The sequence below is a fragment of the Nocardioides sp. Root151 genome, assembly GCF_001427925.1.
GTDB lineage: Bacteria > Actinomycetota > Actinomycetes > Propionibacteriales > Nocardioidaceae > Nocardioides.
In genome coordinates this window covers 479,318-500,732 of sequence record NZ_LMGG01000001.1, presented here as the reverse complement: position 1 = coordinate 500,732, position 21,415 = coordinate 479,318, and the positions used below count along the sequence as shown (strand labels likewise).

The following is a 21,415-nucleotide window of genomic DNA, read 5'->3' as shown; positions in this document are numbered from 1 at the left end:
AACAGCAACGTGCCGCCCGCGTCGAGATCCTCCGTTTCCACCATGCCTCAAACTCAAGCACTCACCACCGACAACGACCCCCCGAAAACCCCTGGAACACAGGGGATGTGGAGAACTTTCCCGAAAAGTTTCGAGGGTTGGTTTCGAGACAGGCGCTGGCGCGCCTTCCTCAACCAACGAGGGCGGTGCGGGGCGAGCAGTCAGTCGGCGGGGACCTCTGACTCGGCCTCGGCGAAGGGGTGCTCCTCGACGAAGGTGCGGGCCTCGGCGTACATGCGCTGGATGTAGTCCTCCAACTGCTGGGCCTCCACCCTCCACTGGCCACGCCCACCGATCTTGATCGCCGGCAGATCGCCGCGCCGCACGAGGGCGTAGACCTGTGCGGCAGACGTGTTGAGCACCTCGGCCACGTCGGGCAGCGTGAGGAAGCGCGGTGTTGCGGGCATGGGGCCAACTCTGCCATCCCGGGCCGCGATTGGCGCGGACCGGGCCGATCCCTGTGGACAACGAGATGACGGATCGGCGCATCTCGCCCATGATGTCGGGGTGAGCACACATCTCGGGAAGACAGATGCTCCCCCTGCGGCGCGGGCCGCCACCTCCGGTTGGCGTGACCCGCGGCTGTGGATCGGGGTGGCCCTGGTGGCTGCCTCGGTGCTGATCGGCGCGCGGGTGTTGGGGGCGGCCGACGACACCATCGAGGTCTGGTCGGCACGCGCCGACCTGCCTCCCGGCGAGCAGGTCAGCGAGAACGACCTGGTCGTTCGACGCGTCCACTTCGACGGTGACGACGCCGACCTCTACCTGCGCAGCGACAAGGGGCTGCCCGACCAGAGCACCCTCACCCGGGGCGTCGGCGCGGGCGAACTGCTGCCGAAGGCGGCGCTGGGCGAGGCTGACGAGCTGCGCCAGGTGTCCCTGACGTTCACTGCGGCCAACGGAAACCTGCTCATCAAGCCAGGCGCTGTCCTGGACGTCTGGTCGTCACCGCCCGACTCGGGTGACGCGGGCGCCGCGCTCAAGGGGACGACCAAGCTGCTCGACGACGTCGTGGTGATCAAGGCGCCAGCCGTCGACGAGTCCTTCGGCGTCGGGGGAACCCGGGAGATCCTGGTGGGGGTGCACGACCTGAGTGACACACAGCTCCAACGCGTATTCAGCGCCCTCAGCAACGGCCAGGTCTGGTTCGCCGAGCAGTGAGCACGGCGACGGATGGTGGCTCCTCCCGCACCTGTGTCCTGGTGCTGGCCGCCGGAGCGCCCTGGGAGTCGGCCGCGCTGCCGGCACTGTCCTCCCGGCCGGGAATCGTGGTGCTCAAGCGCTGCGTCGACGTCACCGACCTGATGGCCGCCGCGACCACCGGCGAGGCCGGTGTCGCGGTGCTGTCGCTCGACGTCCCGGGCCTGGACACCGCGGCGGTTGACCACCTGCGGCGCCACGGCATCGAGCCGGTGGCGGTGCTCGCCGACCCCGGCCGCGAGGACCTCCGTGACCGGCTCCACCGGCTGGGCATGACCTTCGCCATCGGCACCTCACAGATGGCGCACCTTCCCGACGCCGTGCTCGCGGCGGCCTCGGCCGATCGCCAGGAGTCCGTTCCGACACGGGCCGGTCCGGCGGTCGGGCCGGGCCGTGGCCGCACGGTGGTGGTGTGGGGTCCCACCGGAGCACCGGGCCGTACGACGATCGCCCTCGCCGTGGCCGGTGAGATGGCGCGTCGAGGAGCAGCTCCTCTCGTGCTCGACGTCGACCCGTGGGGCGGATCCGTGGGCCAGCACCTGGGCATGCTCGAAGAGGTGTCCGGCCTGCTCGCCTGCGCCCGGATGTCGACCTCGGGTGACCTGCCCGGCGCCTACGTGGGCCTGCAGCGCCGGGTCGCGGGCCTTCGAGTGGTGACCGGCCTGCCTCGCGCCGACCGGTGGGTCGAGGTGCGCACGGGTGTCGTCGAGCAGCTCATCGACCTGGGGCGACGCCAGGGCGAGGTCGTGGTCGACACCGGCTTCGCGCTCGAGGAGGACATCAACGCCGAGCTGGCCGGGCGCCCGGGTCGCAACACCATGACGCACGAGGCGATCGGGCTGGCCGACGACCTGGTGGTGGTGGGCAGTGCCGACCCGGTCGGCCTGTCACGCCTGGCACGTGGCCTGGTCGAGTTGCGTGAAGTGACCGGAGGCCGGCCCGTGCACGTCGTCGTCAACCGCATGCGGTCCTCGCTCGGATGGTCCGAGGCAGACGTCGCGGGCATGCTCGGCGGGTTCGCCGAGCTGGCCGGGCTCCACTTCCTGCCTGACGACCGCGCGACGACCGACCGCGCCCTGCTGGCCGGGCGAACCCTCGGTGAGCTGGGGGAGAGCACCCTGTCGCGCGCGGTGTCCGGACTGGTCGACGGACTGCGCCCCGGCACCGGCCGGGTCAGCAAGCGCCGGCTCAGGAGCTGAAGAGCAGCGCCAGTCCGCCGATGGTGAACCCGACCATCACGACGAGCATCGAGAGCTGTCCGGTCAGCTGGTGGCGCTTCGGCAGCAGCCGTACGGCCCGGTCGTGCGCGGCGACCACGGCCACCACGTGGCCGACGATCACGCCGAGCACCTTGGTCACGGCCAGGAACGTGGGGTGGTAGCTGAGCCAGTAGTTGATCGCCCGGTCACCGGTGCCGAGCACGTTCGACCCGTTGCTCAGCGGGTCGCTGAGCAGGATCACGGTCTGCTGGCCGTACTCCACCAGGTAGGTCAGGTAGTGAGCCACCACGTAGCCGACCACGATGGGGATCAGCGAGTGCGCGAACTCCCCGGGCAGCTCCGTACGCCGGAAGCCGGCGTGGATTCCGGTGAGCATCGTGGCGGCGGCGAACAGAACTCCGACCACCAGGATGAAGCCGACCAGCCCGCCGAGGTTGACCAGGTTGCCGTTGAGGTCGGTGGTCTGTGACCAGATCGTCCAGCGGTTCGAGCCCTTGAAGGAGTCGAAGGCGGTGCTGCCGAGGAGCACGGACCCGACCGCGAGGAGACCAGGTCGGACGGGCATCAGGTCGAGGTTGGCCAACGGGCTGCGCATCACGAGCCGGCCCTCGTGGCGCCCCCACACGGAGAGGTGGCCGACCAGGGTGGAGAAGACCTCGAACGGGTCGGCGCGCTCGTAGAACCGGTTGCCGAACAGCGCGCCGCCGATGAGCATCACGCCGACGTAGATCGCACACCACAGGCGCAGCGGGCCGAGCTCGGAGTTGAACGGGTAGACCAGCTCGAACCAGACGAACGCGAAGAGCCCGAGTGCGGCAGGCCAGTAGCCGAGCCGGTCGGGGAAGCGGAAGAGCCCGACGTCGGGGTCGGAACCGGAGACCTTGGCCAGGGCCCAGTTGATCGACCGGACCGGGCTGATCGCCTTGTAGAACGGGCCGAACGCCAACGACATGGGCACGATGCCGACCCAGAGCAGGACGAAGAACACCCCGAAGATCGGGTTGATCGCGAGGTCCTTGCCGAACACGCCCGCGACGGCGACGTACAGGAAGAACGAGAAGCCCCAGAGCCGGGCCACGAGCTTGAACCACGTGCTGTCCACGATCGTGGCCAGCAGCGGCGGCGCCGGCTTCGGCTGCTCGCCGATGTTGAAACGGGGAGCGCGCCAGGCGAGGGCGAGGACGGTGAACGAGATCGCCAGGGCAGCGCAGGCTCCGGCGATGGCGTACTCGGCGGGGATCGGGAGATCCTTCGCGCCGCCCACGCCGTGGGCGAAGAACTGCACGGTCAGCGAACCTCGAGCTCGACGATGGTCTTCTCGAGCGCGTGCGACTCGACCGCGAAGATGCCCGGCTTGTCGAAGCTCACGTCATGCGTGGACGTGCCCGCGTCGTACGCGATCTCCTGCTCGGGTTTGGAGTGGATGTGGATCTCGCCGGCCTCGTCGGCGTCGATCACGAACTCCACCTTCTGGTTCAGCGAGACGTCGTAGCGCTTGCCGTTCGGCTCGACCGTGTCGCCCTTGATCGTGACGTTGATGACAGAGGCGTCCTTGGTGCTGGTGCCGCCCTTGTCGCCCGACTCCTCGGAACTGCACGCGGAGACCGCGGTGAGGCTGATCAGGACGGCGGCGGCCCCGGCGGCCAACCTTCGACGACGGTGCACTGCGACTCCTCCAGACGATGGACGTGGCCCCGGTCGGGCAGGTCCTCTGCAAGAATCCCATGCAGGACAAATTGCTTGGAACAGGGGTGAGTGGAATGACCGAGCGTCTACGGTCCAGGGACTTGGCGTTCCTGGACACCGAATCGGCGTCCACGCCCATGCACAACGCCACCCTCGAGATCTTCGAGCCGGGGGAGTCGGGCTTCGACTACCAGACCCTGGTCGACCTGATCGGGGAGCGCATCGCGTTCGTGCCGCGCTACCGCCAACGCATCCAGCAGGTGCCGGGACGCTTCGCCAACCCGGCGTGGATCGACGACGCGCGCTTCGACCTCGGCTTCCACGTGCGCCGTTCGGGCCTGCCCCGACCCGGCACGATCGAGCAGCTGCGTGAGCTGGTCTCGCGGATCATGAGTCGCCAGCTCGACATGAGCCGGCCCCTGTGGGAGGTCTACTTCATCGAGGGCCTGGCCGACGGCAAGGTGGCAGTGCTCTCCAAGTCGCACCAGATCCTGGTCGACGGCGTCGAGACCGTCGACCTCGGCCAGGTGCTGCTCGACACCAAGGCCGAGCCGAAGTCCCTGGAGCCCGACGACTGGGCGCCCCGCCGTGCGCCGTCCCCCATGGGACTGACCACGGACGCCGTCCTCGACAACCTGCGCTCGCCGGCCGTGCTGATGTCCACCACCCTGAGCACGGTCGACGCCGCGACCCGGCGCATCGCCGAGGCACGCCAGCGCACCCGCACGGTCGTCAATGCGCTGGCCAACCGAAGGCCCGCCCCCGAATCGCCGATCTCGGCCGAGCTCTCCGAGCAGCGCCGCTTCGTCACCGTCTCCACCGACCTGGAGGACTACCGCCGGATCCGCAAGGCACACGGCGGCTCGGTCAACGACGTCATCCTGGCCACCGTGACCGGCGCCCTGCGCAGTTGGCTGATGGCCCGCGGGACCTCGTCGTCGGCGATGCGGTCGCTGCGCGCGATGGTCCCCATGTCGGTGATCGACGACGAGCTCGAGGCCACCTCGCTGGGCACCCAGATCACCGGTCACCTCGTCACCCTGCCGATCGGCGAGGCCAGTCCGGTGATCCGCCTGCACCAGGTCTCCTACGCGTTCAAGAGCCACCGCGAGACCGGTCGCGCCGTCGCCGCCAACCGGCTGGCCGGCATCGCCGGGTTCGCCCCGACCACGTTCCACGCACTCGGCTCCCGGGTCGCGGCACTCCAGCAACGCAAGGGGTTCCACCTCACGATCACCAACGTGCCCGGGCCGCAGTTCCCGCTCTACGCGGCGGGTGCCCGCATGGTCGAGACCTATCCGGTGCAGCCGTTGCTGCCCGGCCAGGCGCTCGCCATCGGTGTCACGTCGTACGACGGACGCGTCCACTACGGCATCACCGCCGACCGTGACGCCCTGCCCGACGTGGCGGTCCTCGGTCAGTGCGTCAAGGAGGCCCTCGACGAGCTGCTCGACTCGGCCAGCGACGACCGTCCGCGCGCGCCCCGGGGCCGCCGTCGTACGACGGAGCGCAAGCTGTGAGCACCCGGGTCTACCTGCCGTTGACCGCCGAGCGGCTGGCCGCGTTGGTCGCCGACGCGCGTCTCCCCGGGCCGCTCGACGCGCACGCGGTCACCGAGGGGCTGCGCGACTCGTGGCCGGACGGCGACGACGAGGGGTGGGAGTACGCCGCACTCTCCGCGGCCGCCGACGAGTCGTGGTCCCTGCGTGGTGTAGGTGCCCGTCGCATCGTCGTGGCCGCCGACGTGGGCTCCGTGGAGTCCCGCGGGATGGAGGGCGAGCCGACCGCGGTGCGCGTGACGGGTGACCTGACGTGGAAGCACGTCGCGGCCGCCCACGTCGACGTCGACGACCAGACCGACGCCACGGTGGAGGGCTCCGAGCTGGCCTGGTTCGCGACGCAGGAGATCGCCGACCTGGCCTGAGCCCGGAAGCAGGCTGAGCGGGGAGGCATTTGAGAGCAACCTCACTCTCTGACACGATCGCGCCATGGACGCAATCACCTTTCCCCCGGCTCCCACCAACGAGCCGAACCTGACCTACGCACCGGGCAGCCCCGAACGGGCCGAGCTGGTGGCGGAGATCGACAAGCTCCAGCGCAAGCAGCACACCCTCCGTGCGGTCATCGGTGGGCGCCGGAAGTCCGGCGGCGGCGCGGAGATCAAGGTCGTGCAGCCGCATGACCACCAGCACGTGCTCGGCACGCTGAAGAGCGCGACCGGCAAGGACGCCGACGCGGCGATCAAGGCCGCGGCCAAGGCGGCCCCCGACTGGCGGGCGATGCCGTTCGACGAGAAGTGCGCGATCATGCTGAAGGCGGCTGACCTGCTGGCCGGGCCGTGGCGCCAGCGGATCAACGCGGCCACCATGCTGGGGCAGGGGAAGACCGCGTTCCAGGCCGAGATCGACGCGGCGTGCGAGCTGATCGACTTCTGGCGGTTCAACGTCCACTACGCCAAGCAGATCCTCACCGACCAGCCGATCGCGAACAGCCCCGGCATCTGGAACCGCACCGACCACCGCCCGCTCGAGGGCTTCGTCTACGCGATCACGCCGTTCAACTTCACCGCGATCGCCGGCAACCTGCCCACCGCTCCGGCGTTGATGGGCAACACGGTCATCTGGAAGCCGTCGACCACCCAGCAGCTCGCCGCGTCACTGACGATGGAGCTGCTCGAGGAGGCCGGCATGCCGCCGGGCGTGATCAACATGCTGCCGGGCCACGGTGCCGACGTCTCCGACGTGGCGCTCAAGCACCCCGACCTGGCCGGCATCCACTTCACCGGCTCGACCGCGGTCTTCCAGCACCTGTGGAGCACGGTCGGTGCCAACATCGCGGGCTACCGCTCCTACCCGCGCATCGTGGGGGAGACCGGTGGCAAGGACTTCATCATCGCCCACCCCTCGGCCGATCCCGACGTCACGCGGGTCGCGATGATCCGTGGTGCCTTCGAGTACCAGGGCCAGAAGTGCTCGGCCGCGTCGCGGGCCTACGTCGCGAAGTCGGTGTGGGACAAGATCAAGGACCAGCTGGTCGCCGACGTCGAGGCGCTGCCGATGGGCGACGTGCGCGACTTCTCCAACTTCATGGGCGCCGTGATCGACGACCGGGCCTTCGCCAAGCACAAGGCGGCGATCACCCGGGCCAAGCGCACCAAGCACCTGACCGTCGTCGCCGGTGGCACCTACGACGACTCGGTGGGCTACTTCGTCCGGCCGACCGTGGTCACCTCCACCGACCCGACCGACCAGATGTTCACCACCGAGTACTTCGGCCCGATCCTGGCCGTCCACGTCTATGACGACCAGGACTTCGAGAAGGTCGTGCTGCAGGCCGAGTCGGCCTCGCCCTACGCCCTGACCGGCGCGATCATCAGCCAGGACCGGGCGGCGATCGCGTGGGCCCGCAAGGTGCTGCGCTTCGCGGCCGGCAACTTCTACATCAACGACAAGCCGACGGGTGCGGTCGTCGGGCAGCAGCCGTTCGGCGGTGCCCGCGCCTCGGGCACCAACGACAAGGCCGGGGCACCGAGCAACCTCATGCGCTGGACCTCGCCGCGCTCGATCAAGGAGACCTTCGTGCCGCCGAAGGACTTCCGCTACCCGCACATGGACACCGACGCCTGACCCTGCAGAGGAAGCATGACGGCCCCGGTGGGACACTGGGGCCGTCATGACTTCACTGATCACTGCCCTGCACATGGGCCAGTTGCACGCCTACGAGCAGTGGCTCGTGGTGGCCGTGGCGTTCGGACCGTTCCTGGTCCTGGCAGCCGTCGTGTACGTCGTACGACGCCGCGACATCGCAGCCGAGCCGCCCGGTGATGAAGGCGACGAGGTCAGCTCCACTCGCCCGCGAGCCACTTGACGCCCACCTTGTTCTCGGCCTTGAAGCCCTTGGCCAGCAACCCGACGATGAGGTCCTCGACCTTGCCGCCGACCAGCGGGATCTTCACCTGTACGGCGAGGTCCAGGGTCTCGACGACGGCGTCCCCGCGCTGTTCGATGCGGGCGGTGCCCTTCATGTCCCCGGGCTTGCCGGGAATCGTGACCTCGACGTCGGCAGCGGTGTCGGAGGTCCACTTCTCGACCTGCACGATCGGGATCTCGTCGCCGACGAACTTCTTGGCGAACGACGGCACCCGGTCGGTGCCGTGCACGATCTCGACCTCGATCTTCTTCGCGGGCACCTCGCCCGACACGGTGACGGTCCTGCGGACGACGCCCTGGTAGTCGGCGACCGCCTCGCGGAAGGCCGGGTCGGAGACCATGGCGACCACCTGTTCGACGGTCGCCCCGGGGTAGGTCAGTTCGTGCGTGAGCTTCTTCATCGGTTTCCTTCCAGCCAGGCGACACCGACACCGTGCTCGGTGTTCCAGCCGTCCTTGAGCTTGTCGGCAATGAGCTTCTCGATCTTGCCACCGATCAACGGGATCCTGGCCGTGGCCTCGCCGTCGAAGGTGTCGAGGGTGGCGTCGCCGTCGGCGACCAGGCGGCGGGTGCCGGTGATGCTGCCGGGCTTCCCGGGGATGGTGACCGAGAACTCGGCGGTCGTGCCCTGCGACCACTGCTCGGCCTGGATGGCGTGACTGGTCTCGCCGGCGAACTTCCTGGCGAACGACGGGATGTCGGTGTTGGGCTGGACCATGTCGATGTTGACCGACTCGCCCTCGACCGTGACGTCGAGCGAGATGACCTCCTGGGCCTGCGACGCCCTCTCGCGGAAGGCGGGGTCGGTGAGCATCGCGTAGACCTCGCCGACCGGGGCGTCGTACCTGACGGAGTGCTGGATCTTCATGCCGCACATCATGGCCGAATTCGCGGTCGACGCCTAACGTTTCGATGACGTTCCCGCCGCGTCGGGGGCTGGTGTTGTCGCCGTCACACTCCCGGCCCTAGTGTCGAGTTGTGTCGAACACCCTCGATGACAACAAGTCCACGCTGATCGCCAAGGCCACCGATCTGGCCACGCATCGCAAGGGCACCGGCGGACCCCCGCTCGAGCTCGTTCCAGCGATGCTGAAGGCCTACTACCGCCACGTCGCGCCCGAGGACGTGTGCGACCGCAGTGAGGTCGACCTCTACGGAGCCCTGGCCAGCCACTGGCGGCTGGCCCAGAACCGACCGCAGGGTACGGCCAACGTGCGCGTGTTCACCCCGACGGTGCAGGAACACGGCTGGTCGGCCAACGCGCACTCGGTCGTCGAGGTGGTCACCGACGACATGCCGTTCCTGGTCGACTCGGTGACCATGGCTCTGGCCGAGCAGCAGCGCAACCTGCACGTGATCGTGCACCCGCACTTCGACGTGGTGCGCTCGATCACCGGTGACCTCCAGGACACCGCCGTCGCCCAGGACGGCGTCGCCGCGTCCGAGGGCGACCAGTCGGTCCGTGAGTCGTGGATGCACGTCGAGATCGACCGCATCCCCGAGGGCGACGACGTCGCCGAGATTGAGGCCGCCCTGCACAAGGTGCTGCGCGACGTCCGCGAGGCCGTCGAGGACTGGCAGCGCATGCACGACAAGATCCGGGAGATCGTCGAGGACCTCTCCACGGACCCGCCGCCCCTGCCTGAGGACGAGCTCCAGCAGGGTCGCGACCTGCTGACCTGGCTCGCCGACGACCACTTCACCTTCCTGGGCTACCGCGAGTACCGCCTCGACGTCGTCAACGGCGAAGACGTGCTGCGCGCCGTGCCCGGCACCGGCTACGGCATCCTGCGCTCCGACCCCGACCTGACCACGTCGACCGCGAAGCTGCCGGCCCTGGTCAAGGCGAAGGCTCGCGAGAAGGTGCTGCTGGTGCTGGCCAAGGCCAACTCCCGCGCCACCGTGCACCGCGACGCCTATCTCGACTACGTCGGCGTCAAGGTCTTCGACGAGGCCGGCGAGGTGGTCGGCGAACGACGCTTCCTCGGGCTCTTCTCCAGTGCCGCCTACACCGAGTCGCTGACCCGCATCCCGCTGCTGCGCGAGAAGGCCAGCCAGGTGATGAGCCGGGTCGGCTTCGAGCCGCACAGCCACGCCGGCAAGGCGTTGATGGACACCCTCGAGAACTACCCCCGCGACGAGCTGTTCCAGACCCCGGTCGACCAGCTCAGCGAGATCGCGGAAGCCGTCATGTACACCCGCGAACGGCGCCAGCTGCGGCTGTTCATCCGCCGCGACACCTACGGCCGCTACCTCTCGTGCCTGGTCTACCTGCCCCGCGACCGCTACAACACGACCGTCCGTGAGCGGATCGCCGCGATCCTGCGCGACCGGCTCGGCGGCGACTCCGTCGAGTTCACGGTCCGGGTCAGCGAGTCCAACATGGCCCGGGTCCACTTCGTCGTACGCCCTCCGAAGGACGGGTTCGTCGACGACGTCGACGCCGCCGAGCTCGAGCGGCAGCTGGTCGAGGCGGCCCGGTCCTGGCAGGACGACTTCACCAGCGCCGTGGTCAGCGAGTACGGCGAGGAGACCGGCGCGCGACTCAGCCGCTCCTACGTCGAGTCGTTCCCCGAGGCCTACAAGGAGGACTTCGCGCCCCGCACCGGTGCCGTCGACCTCGGTCGGCTCGAGGCCCTGACGGGTGACGAGGGGATCGACCTCTCGCTCTACGTACCGGTCGACGCCGACCGTGGTGAGGCCCGGCTGAAGATCTACCGGATCGGCTCGCCCCTGTCGTTGAGCCAGATCCTGCCGATGCTGAGCTCCATGGGCGTCGAGGTGGTCGACGAGCGGCCCTACGAGCTCGAGATGCTGCGGCGGCCCTCGCACATCTACGAGTTCGGCCTCTCCTACCACCGCGACCTGCCGCCGAACGCCCGCGAGCTCTTCCAGGACGCGATCCGCGCCGTCTGGGAGGGCCGCAACGAGATCGACGGCTTCAACGCCCTGGTGCTGGCCGCCGAGCTGACCTGGCGCCAGGCCACCGTGTTGCGTGCGTTCGCGAAGTACATGCGCCAGGGCGGTACGCCGTTCGCGCAGGACTACATCGAGGACGCGCTGCGCAACAACGTCGACATCACCCGGCTGCTGGTGCAGCTGTTCGAGGCCCGGTTCGACCCGGCCTCCGACACCGACGCCGACGCGATCTGCAAGCGCATCGACCGGGCCCTCGACGACGTGGCCAGCCTCGACCAGGACCGCATCCTCCGGTCCTACCGCACGATCATCGACGCCACCCTGCGCACGAACTACTTCCAGGAGGGCGGCAGCAAGCCCTACATCTCCTTCAAGCTCGAGCCGTCGGCGATCCCCGACCTGCCCGAGCCGCGGCCCAAGTACGAGATCTTCGTCTACTCGCCGCGGGTCGAGGGCGTGCACCTGAGGTTCGGCGCGGTCGCCCGCGGCGGCCTGCGCTGGTCCGACCGACGCGACGACTTCCGCACCGAGGTGCTCGGCCTGGTCAAGGCGCAGATGGTGAAGAACACCGTCATCGTCCCGGTCGGCTCGAAGGGCGGCTTCTTCTGCAAGCAGCTCCCCGACATGTCCGACCGGGAGGCCTGGCTGGCCGAGGGCATCACCTGCTACAAGACCTTCATCTCGGGGATGCTCGACATCACCGACAACCTGGTCAACGGGGAGACCGTGCCTCCCGTCGACGTGGTCCGCCACGACGGTGACGACTCCTACCTCGTGGTCGCGGCCGACAAGGGCACCGCGTCGTTCTCCGACATCGCCAACGGAGTCGCGGCCGACTACGGCTTCTGGCTCGGCGACGCGTTCGCCTCCGGCGGCTCGGTGGGCTACGACCACAAGGGCATGGGCATCACCGCCCGCGGCGCCTGGGTGTCGGTGCAGCGCCACTTCCGTGAGATGGGTGTCGACTGCCAGTCCGAGGACTTCACCGCGGTCGGCGTCGGTGACATGTCCGGCGACGTCTTCGGCAACGGCATGCTGTGCTCCGAGCACACCCGGCTGGTGGCCGCGTTCGACCACCGCGACATCTTCCTCGACCCGACGCCCGACGCCGCGACGTCGTACGTCGAACGCCGTCGGCTCTTCGACCTGCCGCGCTCGTCGTGGCAGGACTACGACAGGTCGCTGATCTCCGGGGGTGGCGGCGTCTTCCCCCGCTCGCTGAAGTCGATCCCGCTGACGCCCCAGGTGTGCGAGGCGCTCGACATCGACGCCGCCATCACGTCGATGGCCCCGAGCGACCTGATGAAGGCGATCCTCAAGGCGCCCGTCGACCTGCTCTGGAACGGCGGCATCGGCACCTACGTCAAGTCCGCCGACGAGACCCACGCCGACGCGGGCGACAAGGCCAACGACACCATCCGCATCAACGGCGAGGAGCTGCGGGTGCGTTGTGTCGGCGAGGGCGGCAACCTGGGCCTGACCCAGCTCGGCCGCATCGAGTACGCCGAGAACGGTGGACGCATCAACACCGACTTCATCGACAACTCGGCCGGTGTCGACACCTCCGACCACGAGGTCAACATCAAGATCCTGCTCGACGGTGTGGTGCGCGACGGCGACCTCACCCTCAAGCAACGCAACGAGCTGCTGGCCACGATGACCGACGAGGTCGCCGACCTGGTGCTGCGCGACAACTACGAGCAGAACCTCGCACTGGCCAACGCGGTGGCGCACTCCGGACCGTTGCTGCACGTCCACGAGGACTGGATGAAGGATCTCGAGCGCCGGGGCGTGCTCAACCGCGACCTCGAGGCACTGCCGACCTCGCGCCAGGTGCGTCGCCGCCTCGACCGCGGTGAGGGCCTGCGACTGCCCGAGCTGTGCGTGCTGATGGCGTGGACCAAGATCGTGCTGGCCGACGAGCTGCTCGCCTCCGACCTGCCCGACGACCCCTACCTGCGGGCCGACCTGTTCGCCTACTTCCCCAAGAAGATGCGCCAGGGCTACCGCAACCAGATGGAGACCCACCCGCTGCGCCGCGAGATCATCGTGACCCAGGTGGTCAACGACCTGGTCAACGGTGCGGGCATCACGTTCTGGCCCCGGCTGGCCGGTGAGACCGGGGCCTCGGCCGCCGAGCTGACCCGCGCCAACTTCGTGGCCCGCGAGATCTTCGGGTCCCTGGCGCTGCGCGACGAGATCGCGTCCTACGACAACCGGATTCCGGCCGACGTCCAGACCCGCATGCGCATCGAGATGCGCACCCTGGTCGAGCGGGCCTCGCGCTGGTTGGTCAACAACCGCCGGCCACCCATCGACAGCGAGGCGACCGTCGACTTCTTCTCGGTGACCGTGCAGAAGGTGATGGCCGAGCTGCCGACCCTGATGTCGGGGGGCCTGCTGGCGGCGTTCGAGGAGCGCAAGGGCGGGCTCGTGGAACGTGGCGTCCCGGAGGACCTCGCCGAACGCGTCGCGGTGCTTCCGCCGGCCTACATGGCCCTGGGCATCGTCGAGACCGCCGTCGCCATCGACGTCGACCCCTTCGAGGTGGCCCGCGTGCACTTCGCACTGGGGGAGCGGCTCGGACTGCCGTTGCTGGTCGGACGCATCCTCGGGCTGCCGCGGGCCGATCGTTGGCAGACCATGGCGCGGGCTGCGCTGCGCGACGACCTGTACGCCGTGCACGCCCAGCTGACCGCACAAGTGCTCACCTCGACCTCGACCGACGACTCGGCAGCGGCGCGCATCGCCGACTGGGAGGACGAGGACGAGGTGGTCATCACCCGTGCGGTCGCGACCCTGCAGGAGATCTGCTCCGACGACGACGCCGACCTGGCCCGCATGTCGGTGGGGCTGCGGCTGGTGCGCGGGTTGCTCGCGAACTGAGTCTCCGGGACCGGCAGCGAGCCTCGTATGGGGCTCGACGTCCACATGGCAGTCCCGCCCAGCAGACGGATCTGCTGGGCGAGACTGCCATTGCCGGACGCTCAGGGGCGCAGCTTGTAGGCGCGGATGACCTCCTGCTCAACCGCATTGCCGTCGGCATCGGTCGCCTTGACCTTGAGCGAGACGGCTCCACCACCGTCGCGGTTGTCGGTGGTGAGCTGGAAGGTCCCGCCCGGGACCGACTTCACCGGACGCTGTTCCCAGGTCTGGCCGTCGTCGTAGGAGACCCAGGCCATGACGTCCGCGATCTGCGACGCGACGGCGCCCGCCGGATGACGCACGTCCAGGCCGATGGTGAACGGACCCTTGCCCGCCTTCGGGTGCACGGCCGTGTTGGTCAGGTCGACATTGACGTCGTAGTCGACCTGCAGCAACGGCAGCGGCTGCGCGGTCGCCGTGGTCGCGCTGTCGAACTCCCAGGACGTGCGGGTCTTGGTGGAGGTGGTCCACCAGTCGGTGTCGCGGGCGACGTCGAGCTCGAAGCGCAGCCGGGACCTGGGGTCCACCGGGACCGTGCCGAACGCGCGCTTGCCCGTGGCATACAGCTCGCCGTCCTGGTAGAGCCGGAACGCCGCCTTGTCCGAGGAGCTGAAGGGACCCAGGCTGCCGTAGTGCACGCCGTCACCACTGTTGGAGTCGCCGAACTCGAAGATCGCGACGTTCAGCGTGTTCCCGAGGCGGGTTGTCGGGCGGCTGGCCGGCGTGTACTCGTTGCCCTCGTCGAGGTTCGGCGTGCGCGGCGTGCCGAGCCAGCTCTGCGTGAGTCGCTCTCCTGCCTTGTAGCCGGTCTCCCGGTCCCACATGAGCCCACCGGAGGGCCTCTTGGCCACCAGGGCTTGAGCGAAGCGGGTGTCGTTGGCGGAGTAGTGCTCGACTCGCGTCGTCCGCGCGTCGACGTTGCTGAACTGGCCAAACGCCATGCCCTCCCACGGAAGTCTGCCGGGGGCCGCGCGCATGTACGTCTGGTCCGGGGTGTCGCTGTAGTAGGACGTTTCCACGGTGGCCGTCGTCTGGTCGCTCACCACGTAGGACGGATCGGCCGGAATGGCGCCGGGCTCCGGGTAGGCGAGGTCCATCCAGGCGCCGGAAGCGCTGAGCTCGAACTTGGAGCCGAAGTTGAACACACCCATGGTGACCGGGTCAGTCGCGGAGACGTAGTAGGGCCAGTCTCCGCCGACCCACCCCTGGGTGAGGTTCCCAGCCTTCTGGCTTCTGCGCTGGTACTGAATCGCGTGATGCACCACCGTGGCCCCGGAGTACGGCGTGTCCACCGTGATCTCGACCGCCTCCCTCGAGTCAAGGACGAGGTGGGTGTCCTGGGTGATCTCGACCTGCGGATCGCCCATCATGGTCTGGCTCTCATAGGCGTAGGCGCCACCACCCTGTTCCATCGTGCCGATCATGCTCATCACGCTGTAGTGGCCCGGGGGAACGCGCAGGGTCGCGACACCGTCGACGAACGGCACGCTCGAGCGGCGGAAGGTGCTCATGTTCGTCGCGTCGAGCACGGCGACCGAACTTCCGTCACCCGCCGGAATGCCGTTGCGCTGGACGCCCTCGATGGTGAGGTCGTAGAGCTCTGGCTCCTTGAGGAAGCCGATCGGGGTTCCTGCCAAAAGGTTGTCGGCTGCGTCAGTGGCCATGATCGACCCCGAGTACTGCGCGTTCACGCCCAGCGACGGGTTGAGGGTGACAGCGACCTCCACCGAGGAACCCGCTGCCAACGTCGCCGTGGTGGGCGCAAAGGTCAGCATGCCTGCGGGTGCCGGGGTGCCCTTGTCGTCCTTCAGGTCCGCGTGCACGTCAATGGTGGTGGCCTGGTCGCCCAGGTTGGTGTAGGTCAGCGTCTTGGTCACCGGCTCGGCGCCGTCGTGGGGGAACTCGAGCCGACCCATGCTGAGCGTGGACGGCGTGCTCACGACAGAGGTCCCGATGGCCCGGGCCAGGTCCAGTTCGCCGCCGCCCTGCGCGAACACGGAGACGGAGTCGCGGGGGGCGGCAGAGTTGACGAGTGCGGCCTTCAGGGTTGCCGGGCCCCAACCAGGGTGTTGCTGCTTGAGGAGAGCCACCGCCCCAGCCACGTGTGGCGATGCCATCGACGTGCCGCTGGTGGAGGTGTAGAAGTCGTCCACCGGCAAACCCATCGAGGTACCGCGGGCGCGTGCGGCCCGGATCCCGACCCCTGGGGCCGTGATCTCCGGCTTGATCCCTTGGTCGCCAAGGCGCGGGCCACGGCTGGAGAACGACGCCAGGTTGCCCTCCTTGTCGACCGCGCCCACGGTGAGCGCGGCGTCCGCGGTGGCCGGATACGTGAGCGTCGAATCACCCGGGCCGTCGTTGCCGGCGGAGACGACGAAGAGGACACCGTGCTCAGAGGTGAGGGTGTTCAACGCCTGGCTCATCGGGTCGGTCCCGTCGGACCTCGTCCCTCCGATGGACATGTTGATGACGTCGACACCGTCCTGGGCTGCTGCCCACTCCATGCCGGCGATGATGTCCGAGTTGGACCCGCTGCCCTTACTGTCCATGACCTTGCCGATGACCAGTTCGGCGCCCGGAGCCACACCCTTGCGCAGCCCCTGTGAGGCCGCCCCGCTGCCCGCAGCCGTGGAGGCCACGTGTGTGCCGTGACCATGTCCGTCCTGGACGGAAGTCTCGCTGGTGAAGTTCTGCGACGCCGCGATCCGGCCCGCAAAATCGGGGTGGCCCTGATCGATCCCCGTGTCCAGCACCGCGATCGTCGTCCCGGTCCCGTCATATCCGGCCTCCCAGGCCTGAGGAGCGCCGGTCTGGGGAACGCTGTCCTCCAGGGACACGTGGACCTTCTGGTCCAACCAGATCTTGTCCACCCCGGCCACGGCCTGGACCGGGGCGCCCGGCTTCGTGCGGGCCGCGGCTCTGGCCAGCAGGTCACCAAAGGCCACAGCACCGGCCCGTTCGACCGTGCCGACATCGGACGCGATGCTGGGAAGCCGCTTCGCGACCTTCAGGCCTGGCGCCTTGCTGGCGCCGCGCCGACTCGTGCCCGCTGCCGCCCCCTTGCCCTGCAAGATCACCGGGATCCCGTTGACGGCGTCGTCGGTGTAGCCCTGCTCCACGAGGGAGGACACGTTGAACAACTCTCGGTCCAGATACCTGCCGACCAATGCCTCGACGTCCGAGGGGATCACATAGAAGCCCTCGTCGGACTCGATGGTCTGGAAGACGCTCTTGGCGCCCTTGTCCTCAACGGTGGCCGTGCCCTTGCCCTTGGCGTCAGCATGCCAGTGCACGACGTCCCCGTTGACCAGGGTCACTTCGGATGAGGAGGTGGCCTCCGCTGCGGCCGGCCCGAGGGATATGACTTCGGCCGCTGAGGATTCGAATCGATCAGTGCCGGATGCCGACCCGAGCACGCTTGTCGTCAACCCGAGCGCGAGGGCGGGGATCAGCACCCTTCTGGCCCTGGATGACCCGATTCGTAGGGCGTTGTGCGTCATCGTTGAATTCTCCTTGGTTGGGGACGCCTGCGCTTCGCCACTCATTCCGGACCAGCGGGGCGAAGGCGGGCTCCCTGACTTTCGCAGTGCGCGTCGGCAAACACGAGTGATCTGATTGTCGGTTCCCGACACCTTCCGAAAGCCGACAGGGCCTGCCAGACTTGCGACCGTGCACCCTGATCTGCAGATCCTCGGGCTGGCGGCTCACGAAGCGGAGCTCTACGCGCTGCTCGTCGAGAGTCCGCCGCTCACCCGTGACGCCCTGGGTCTCCTGTGGGACGGGGCCGATCGGGCTCCGAGTCCGGCACTCCTGGGCAGCCTGGACCAGCACGGCCTCATCACCACCTTGGCCGGGGAGCCCGAGCGCGTGACGGCGATCGCTCCCGATGTGGCCCTGGCCGACCTTGCCGATCGCAGGATCGCCGACCTCGCTCGGGCCAAGGACCGGGTCGCCCAGGAATTTCGAAACCGATGGGTCACCGTCGAGCACGGAGTTGACGCACGGGACGTCATCGAGATCATCGTCGGCCGCTCTGCCATCCGCCAGCGCGTTCGGACGCTGGAACGGCAGGCTCAGGAGATCATCTTCTTCGACCGACCTCCGTACGCGGCCCTCGAGATGGGCAACCCCGTCGAGTACCGCAAGCTCCAGGAAGGGTGCACCTACCGCAGCCTCTACGAGGGCTCTTCCCTGGACCTGCCCGGCCAGATGGAGTCGATTCGGGTGGCCTGTGGCCTCGGCGAGCAGGCTCGTGTCCTATGGGGCGTGCCGACGAAGATGGTCATGGCCGACCGTCAGGTGGCCATCGTGCCGCTGGAGACCGCACCGGACACCATCGAGGTCGCAGCCGTGGTGCACGCCTCTTCGCTCCTGGACTCCCTCCATGTGTTGTTCGAGCTGCTGTGGGACCGGGCGACTCCGATCGGCGACCCACGCCTCAAGGGCGAGCGCGCCGCAACCCCATCGTCGGAGCGTGAGACCCAGTTGGCCAGCCTGCTGACCCTGATGGCCGCGGGGGTGCCCGACAAGGCGATTGCCCGCCAGCTCGGAGTCACCGAGCGCACCGTCCAGCGCAGGATCCGGGAAGCGATGGCGGAGAACTCTGCGCACACGCGCTTCCAGCTCGGCCTGAAACTCGGCCGCGGCAACACAGTTGGCACCGGCTGAGCCAGGAGGAACGGTTCCGAGTCCGTCGAGGGCGACTTCCTGACCACCATCCAGTTCGTGACCCCGATCTTCCCCGTAGTCGGCGCGGCCGCCCGGTCCGAAGCTGACCGGCAGTAGGCGGATGGCGATCCCGCTGATCGTCTGCGGCTCCTTGTGCTTCACGGCGTTCGCCTTCGTGCCGGTGCCCTGCCAAGACCACGGAGGGCTGGGGGACCGTCTAGCCTGCACTGGTGAACTTGCTGTTGCAGACCCCGGGCGCCCTGCTGCGCCGCCACGTCCTACGACGGCTCCGCGCCACCGACAGTCCACTCCGAGACCGCACCGTCCTGATCACCGGTTCGTCGTCCGGCATCGGGGAGGCGACGGCGTACGCCGTGGCGCGGTGCGGAGCCCACGTGGTCCTGGTGGCCCGGCGGGCCGACGAGCTGCGGCGCGTGGTCGATGCGATCGCCGCCGAGGGTGGCCGGGCGACCGCCCACGCGGTCGACCTCACCGACGGTGACGCCGTCGACTCTCTCGTCGCGACCCTGCTCGCGGAGCACGGCGCGATCGACTACCTGGTCAACAACGCCGGGCGGTCGATCCGCCGTTCGTTGGCTCTGTCCTACGACCGCATGCACGACTTCGAACGCACCATGGCGATCAACTACTTCGGCCCGGTGCGGCTGATCCTCGGCCTGCTGCCCGCCATGCGCGAGCAGAAGTTCGGCCACGTCGTGAACATCGTGACGTGGGGAGTGCAGGTCAAGGCCCCGAAGTTCGCGGCGTACATCGCCTCCAAGACCGCCCTCGACACGTTCTCCCGCATCGCCGGCCGCGAGACGTGGGACGACAACGTGACGTTCACCAACATCCGCATGGCTCTGGTGCGGACGCCCATGGTGACGCCCACCGAGGCGTACGCCGACGCCCGCTCCGAGTCACCGGAGCAGGCCGCCGCCAAGGTCGTGCGGGCGCTCGAGGACCGCCCGCTGACCGTCAACACCCTGGCGGGCGCAGCGTCAGAGGTGATGAACCTTGTCACGCCACGACTGATGGACCTTGCCTTCGCCCGCTTCGACCAGAGGTTCCCGGACTCGCAGGCGGCTACGGCCGGTACGCGGCGAGGGTGACCACGAAGCGCGCGCCGACAGGAGTGTCGGCCAGTTCGAGGGTGCCGCCCTGCGCCGTCACGCGCTCGCGCGCCAGGTAGAGGCCCAGGCCCTGGCCGTCGGAGTTGTCGCTGCGTACGCCGCGTCGGAAGACGTCGACGCGGATCTCCGGGGCAACTCCGGGCCCGTCGTCGGAGACCGTGATCGTGATGACGTCGCCCACCTCCTCGACGGCGACAGTGATCGGCGCACCCTTGCCGTGCCTCACCGCGTTGGTCAGGAGAATGTTGACCGCCTCCGACAGGCCGTCGGTGTCCCCGATCGCCCGGAGATCGCTGGCCTGCCACTCGACGGTGTGGCCGAGGAGGCGCCGGACCGTGACCAGCGGCAGCAGCAGCTCGTCGAGGTCGAGCACGCACACGGAGCCGTCCCGCGCGTCGGAGAGCAACCTGTCGAGGCGACCCAGCTCGGAGCTGAGCATCGTCTCCAGGGTGCGCGCCTGGTCCTCACCCAGGACGCTCCCGTGCGTCAGGAGCAGGCGTGCGGCCGCATTGACCCCCGCGATCGTGCCACCCATCTCATGAATCGTCTCTTCGTATTCCCGGACCCGCGCCTCGGCCAGCTTCAGCCGTGCCTGCATGGTCTGGGAAACACCCCCACAGGTGTTCATTCCCCATGTCCTTATCCCCGTAGCGCCGTGCCGGACAGCACGACACGTCGACACTAACCATGGGTGAGGAGGCTGACCAGCGTTCGGTCGAACACTGGGGTAGGCGGGGTGACGAGGCTCAGCTGGCCTTCTTCTTGGGCGCCGACTTCTTCGTCGGGGACTTCTTCGTGGCGGTCTTCTTGGCCGTGGACTTCTTTGCTGCCGCCTTCTTGGCGGGTGCCTTCGCGGCCGGGGTGGACTTCTTCGCGCGAGCGTCGTCCGCGTCCTCCCCACGGGCCTCCTTGGCCGCTGCCACCGACTTCTGCAGCGCGGCCAGCAGGTCGACCACCTCGCCGGAGGACTTGGTGGCGGTGGGCGTGCGCTGGATCTCCCCGCCCTCGATCTTGCTCTTCACCAGGGACTCGACGGCGCCGGCGTAGTCGTCCTCGAACTCCGAGGGGTCGAAGTCGCCGGCCAGGGTCTCGACCAGCATCTCGGCCATCTTGACCTCGCTGTCCTTGACCTCGCCGGAGTCGATCGTGAAGTCGGGAGTGCGGATCTCGTCGGGCCACATCATGGTCTGCAGGACGATCACGTCGTCACGGACGCGGAGCACGGCGACCGACGTACGCTGCCGCAGGGCCACGGTGACCACGGCCATCCGGTCGGCCTCGAGAAGGGCCTGGCGCAGCAACGCGTAGGGCTTCGCACCGGTCTTCTCCGGTTCGAGGTAGTAGGACTTCTCGAACAGCATCGGGTCGATCTGGTTGCTCGGCACGAACTTCTCGACCGAGATCTCGCGGGACGAGGTCGACGGCAGCTCGGCCATGTCGTCGTCGGTGAGGATCACCATCTCGCCGTCCTCGGTCTCGTAGCCCTTGGCGATGTCGGCGTAGGCCACCTCCTCACCGTCGATGGCGCAGACGCGTTGGTACTTGATGCGTCCGCCGTCCTTGGCATGAACCTGACGGAACGACACGTCGTGGCTCTCGGTGGCGGAGTACAACTTCACGGGTACGGACACGAGGCCGAACGACACCGCACCCTTCCAGATCGCGCGCATGCCACCAGTATTGCAAGGATGTGGGA

Annotated in this window: 17 protein-coding genes; 9 read left to right on the top strand and 8 right to left on the bottom strand. The window is 68.6% G+C overall.

Annotation, left to right across the window (positions count from 1 at the left end; genetic code table 11):
• Nucleotides 1-200: 200 nt before the first annotated feature.
• Nucleotides 201-446: a helix-turn-helix domain-containing protein gene (locus tag ASD66_RS02325; RefSeq protein ID WP_056681534.1), complete on the bottom strand. Its 246-nt coding sequence runs from the start codon at nucleotides 444-446 to the stop codon at nucleotides 201-203.
• A gap of 100 nt (nucleotides 447-546) precedes the next feature.
• On the opposite strand from ASD66_RS02325, the gene ASD66_RS02320 reads away from it, so the two are divergent.
• Together ASD66_RS02320 and ASD66_RS02315 are read left to right on the top strand one after the other, a co-directional pair.
• The gene (locus ASD66_RS02320; RefSeq protein ID WP_156388509.1) at nucleotides 547-1,200 is read left to right on the top strand and encodes a hypothetical protein; all 654 of its coding nucleotides are present in this window, start codon (nucleotides 547-549) and stop codon (nucleotides 1,198-1,200) included.
• Nucleotides 1,197-2,438 (top strand): AAA family ATPase, encoded by a 1,242-nt coding sequence (locus ASD66_RS02315; RefSeq protein ID WP_056889922.1) that lies wholly within the window; start codon nucleotides 1,197-1,199, stop codon nucleotides 2,436-2,438. Before ASD66_RS02320 ends, ASD66_RS02315 begins: the two co-directional genes overlap by 4 nt.
• On the opposite strand, the gene ASD66_RS02310 is transcribed toward ASD66_RS02315, so the two are convergent.
• Nucleotides 2,428-3,744, bottom strand: a complete 1,317-nt coding sequence (locus ASD66_RS02310) for a hypothetical protein (RefSeq protein WP_235529935.1) — start codon at nucleotides 3,742-3,744, stop codon at nucleotides 2,428-2,430. The two genes, ASD66_RS02315 and ASD66_RS02310, sit on opposite strands and share 11 nt — an antisense overlap.
• 2 nt (nucleotides 3,745-3,746) lie before the next feature.
• On the bottom strand, nucleotides 3,747-4,124 hold the full coding sequence (locus tag ASD66_RS02305; protein WP_056681530.1) for a hypothetical protein: 378 nt from the start codon (nucleotides 4,122-4,124) through the stop codon (nucleotides 3,747-3,749).
• 59 nt (nucleotides 4,125-4,183) lie between these two features.
• Here ASD66_RS02305 and ASD66_RS02300 point away from each other — a divergent pair, with 59 nt between their 5' ends.
• The 4 genes from ASD66_RS02300 to ASD66_RS02285 all read left to right on the top strand — a co-directional run bounded on the left by ASD66_RS02300 (nucleotide 4,184) and on the right by ASD66_RS02285 (nucleotide 8,012).
• Nucleotides 4,184-5,665, top strand: a complete 1,482-nt coding sequence (locus tag ASD66_RS02300; protein ID WP_321163485.1) for a wax ester/triacylglycerol synthase family O-acyltransferase — start codon at nucleotides 4,184-4,186, stop codon at nucleotides 5,663-5,665.
• Nucleotides 5,662-6,069: a DUF6912 family protein gene (locus ASD66_RS02295; protein WP_056889921.1), complete on the top strand. Its 408-nt coding sequence runs from the start codon at nucleotides 5,662-5,664 to the stop codon at nucleotides 6,067-6,069. Before ASD66_RS02300 ends, ASD66_RS02295 begins: the two co-directional genes overlap by 4 nt.
• A gap of 64 nt (nucleotides 6,070-6,133) precedes the next feature.
• Nucleotides 6,134-7,771 (top strand): L-glutamate gamma-semialdehyde dehydrogenase, encoded by a 1,638-nt coding sequence (gene pruA / locus ASD66_RS02290; RefSeq protein WP_056681527.1) that lies wholly within the window; start codon nucleotides 6,134-6,136, stop codon nucleotides 7,769-7,771.
• 46 nt (nucleotides 7,772-7,817) lie between these two features.
• On the top strand, nucleotides 7,818-8,012 hold the full coding sequence (locus tag ASD66_RS02285) for a hypothetical protein (protein WP_056681526.1): 195 nt from the start codon (nucleotides 7,818-7,820) through the stop codon (nucleotides 8,010-8,012).
• On the opposite strand, the gene ASD66_RS02280 is transcribed toward ASD66_RS02285, so the two are convergent.
• Together ASD66_RS02280 and ASD66_RS02275 are read right to left on the bottom strand one after the other, a co-directional pair.
• On the bottom strand, nucleotides 7,984-8,475 hold the full coding sequence (locus ASD66_RS02280; protein WP_056889920.1) for a DUF2505 domain-containing protein: 492 nt from the start codon (nucleotides 8,473-8,475) through the stop codon (nucleotides 7,984-7,986). The genes ASD66_RS02285 and ASD66_RS02280 overlap by 29 nt on opposite strands.
• The gene (locus ASD66_RS02275) at nucleotides 8,472-8,942 is read right to left on the bottom strand and encodes a DUF2505 domain-containing protein (protein WP_056681524.1); all 471 of its coding nucleotides are present in this window, start codon (nucleotides 8,940-8,942) and stop codon (nucleotides 8,472-8,474) included. Before ASD66_RS02275 ends, ASD66_RS02280 begins: the two co-directional genes overlap by 4 nt.
• 110 nt (nucleotides 8,943-9,052) lie before the next feature.
• Between ASD66_RS02275 and ASD66_RS02270 the strand changes: the two genes are divergently transcribed.
• Complete coding sequence (locus ASD66_RS02270; RefSeq protein WP_056889919.1) at nucleotides 9,053-13,879, top strand: NAD-glutamate dehydrogenase; 4,827 nt, start codon at nucleotides 9,053-9,055, stop codon at nucleotides 13,877-13,879.
• Nucleotides 13,880-13,980: 101 nt separating this feature from the next.
• Here ASD66_RS02270 and ASD66_RS02265 read toward each other — a convergent pair whose 3' ends face one another.
• Complete coding sequence (locus tag ASD66_RS02265) at nucleotides 13,981-17,211, bottom strand: S8 family peptidase (RefSeq protein WP_162254240.1); 3,231 nt, start codon at nucleotides 17,209-17,211, stop codon at nucleotides 13,981-13,983.
• A 376-nt stretch (nucleotides 17,212-17,587) separates the two neighbouring features.
• Between ASD66_RS02265 and ASD66_RS02260 the strand changes: the two genes are divergently transcribed.
• Both ASD66_RS02260 and ASD66_RS02255 read left to right on the top strand, forming a co-directional pair.
• Nucleotides 17,588-18,586, top strand: coding sequence for a helix-turn-helix domain-containing protein (locus ASD66_RS02260; protein WP_056889917.1), 999 nt, complete (start codon nucleotides 17,588-17,590; stop codon nucleotides 18,584-18,586).
• 230 nt (nucleotides 18,587-18,816) lie between these two features.
• Nucleotides 18,817-19,698: an SDR family NAD(P)-dependent oxidoreductase gene (locus tag ASD66_RS02255; protein ID WP_235529933.1), complete on the top strand. Its 882-nt coding sequence runs from the start codon at nucleotides 18,817-18,819 to the stop codon at nucleotides 19,696-19,698.
• On the opposite strand, the gene ASD66_RS02250 is transcribed toward ASD66_RS02255, so the two are convergent.
• Together ASD66_RS02250 and ASD66_RS02245 are read right to left on the bottom strand one after the other, a co-directional pair.
• Nucleotides 19,673-20,317, bottom strand: a complete 645-nt coding sequence (locus tag ASD66_RS02250; protein WP_056889915.1) for a sensor histidine kinase — start codon at nucleotides 20,315-20,317, stop codon at nucleotides 19,673-19,675. The two genes, ASD66_RS02255 and ASD66_RS02250, sit on opposite strands and share 26 nt — an antisense overlap.
• A gap of 148 nt (nucleotides 20,318-20,465) precedes the next feature.
• Nucleotides 20,466-21,389: a Ku protein gene (locus tag ASD66_RS02245; RefSeq protein WP_056889914.1), complete on the bottom strand. Its 924-nt coding sequence runs from the start codon at nucleotides 21,387-21,389 to the stop codon at nucleotides 20,466-20,468.
• Between the last annotated feature and the right edge of the window lie 26 nt (nucleotides 21,390-21,415).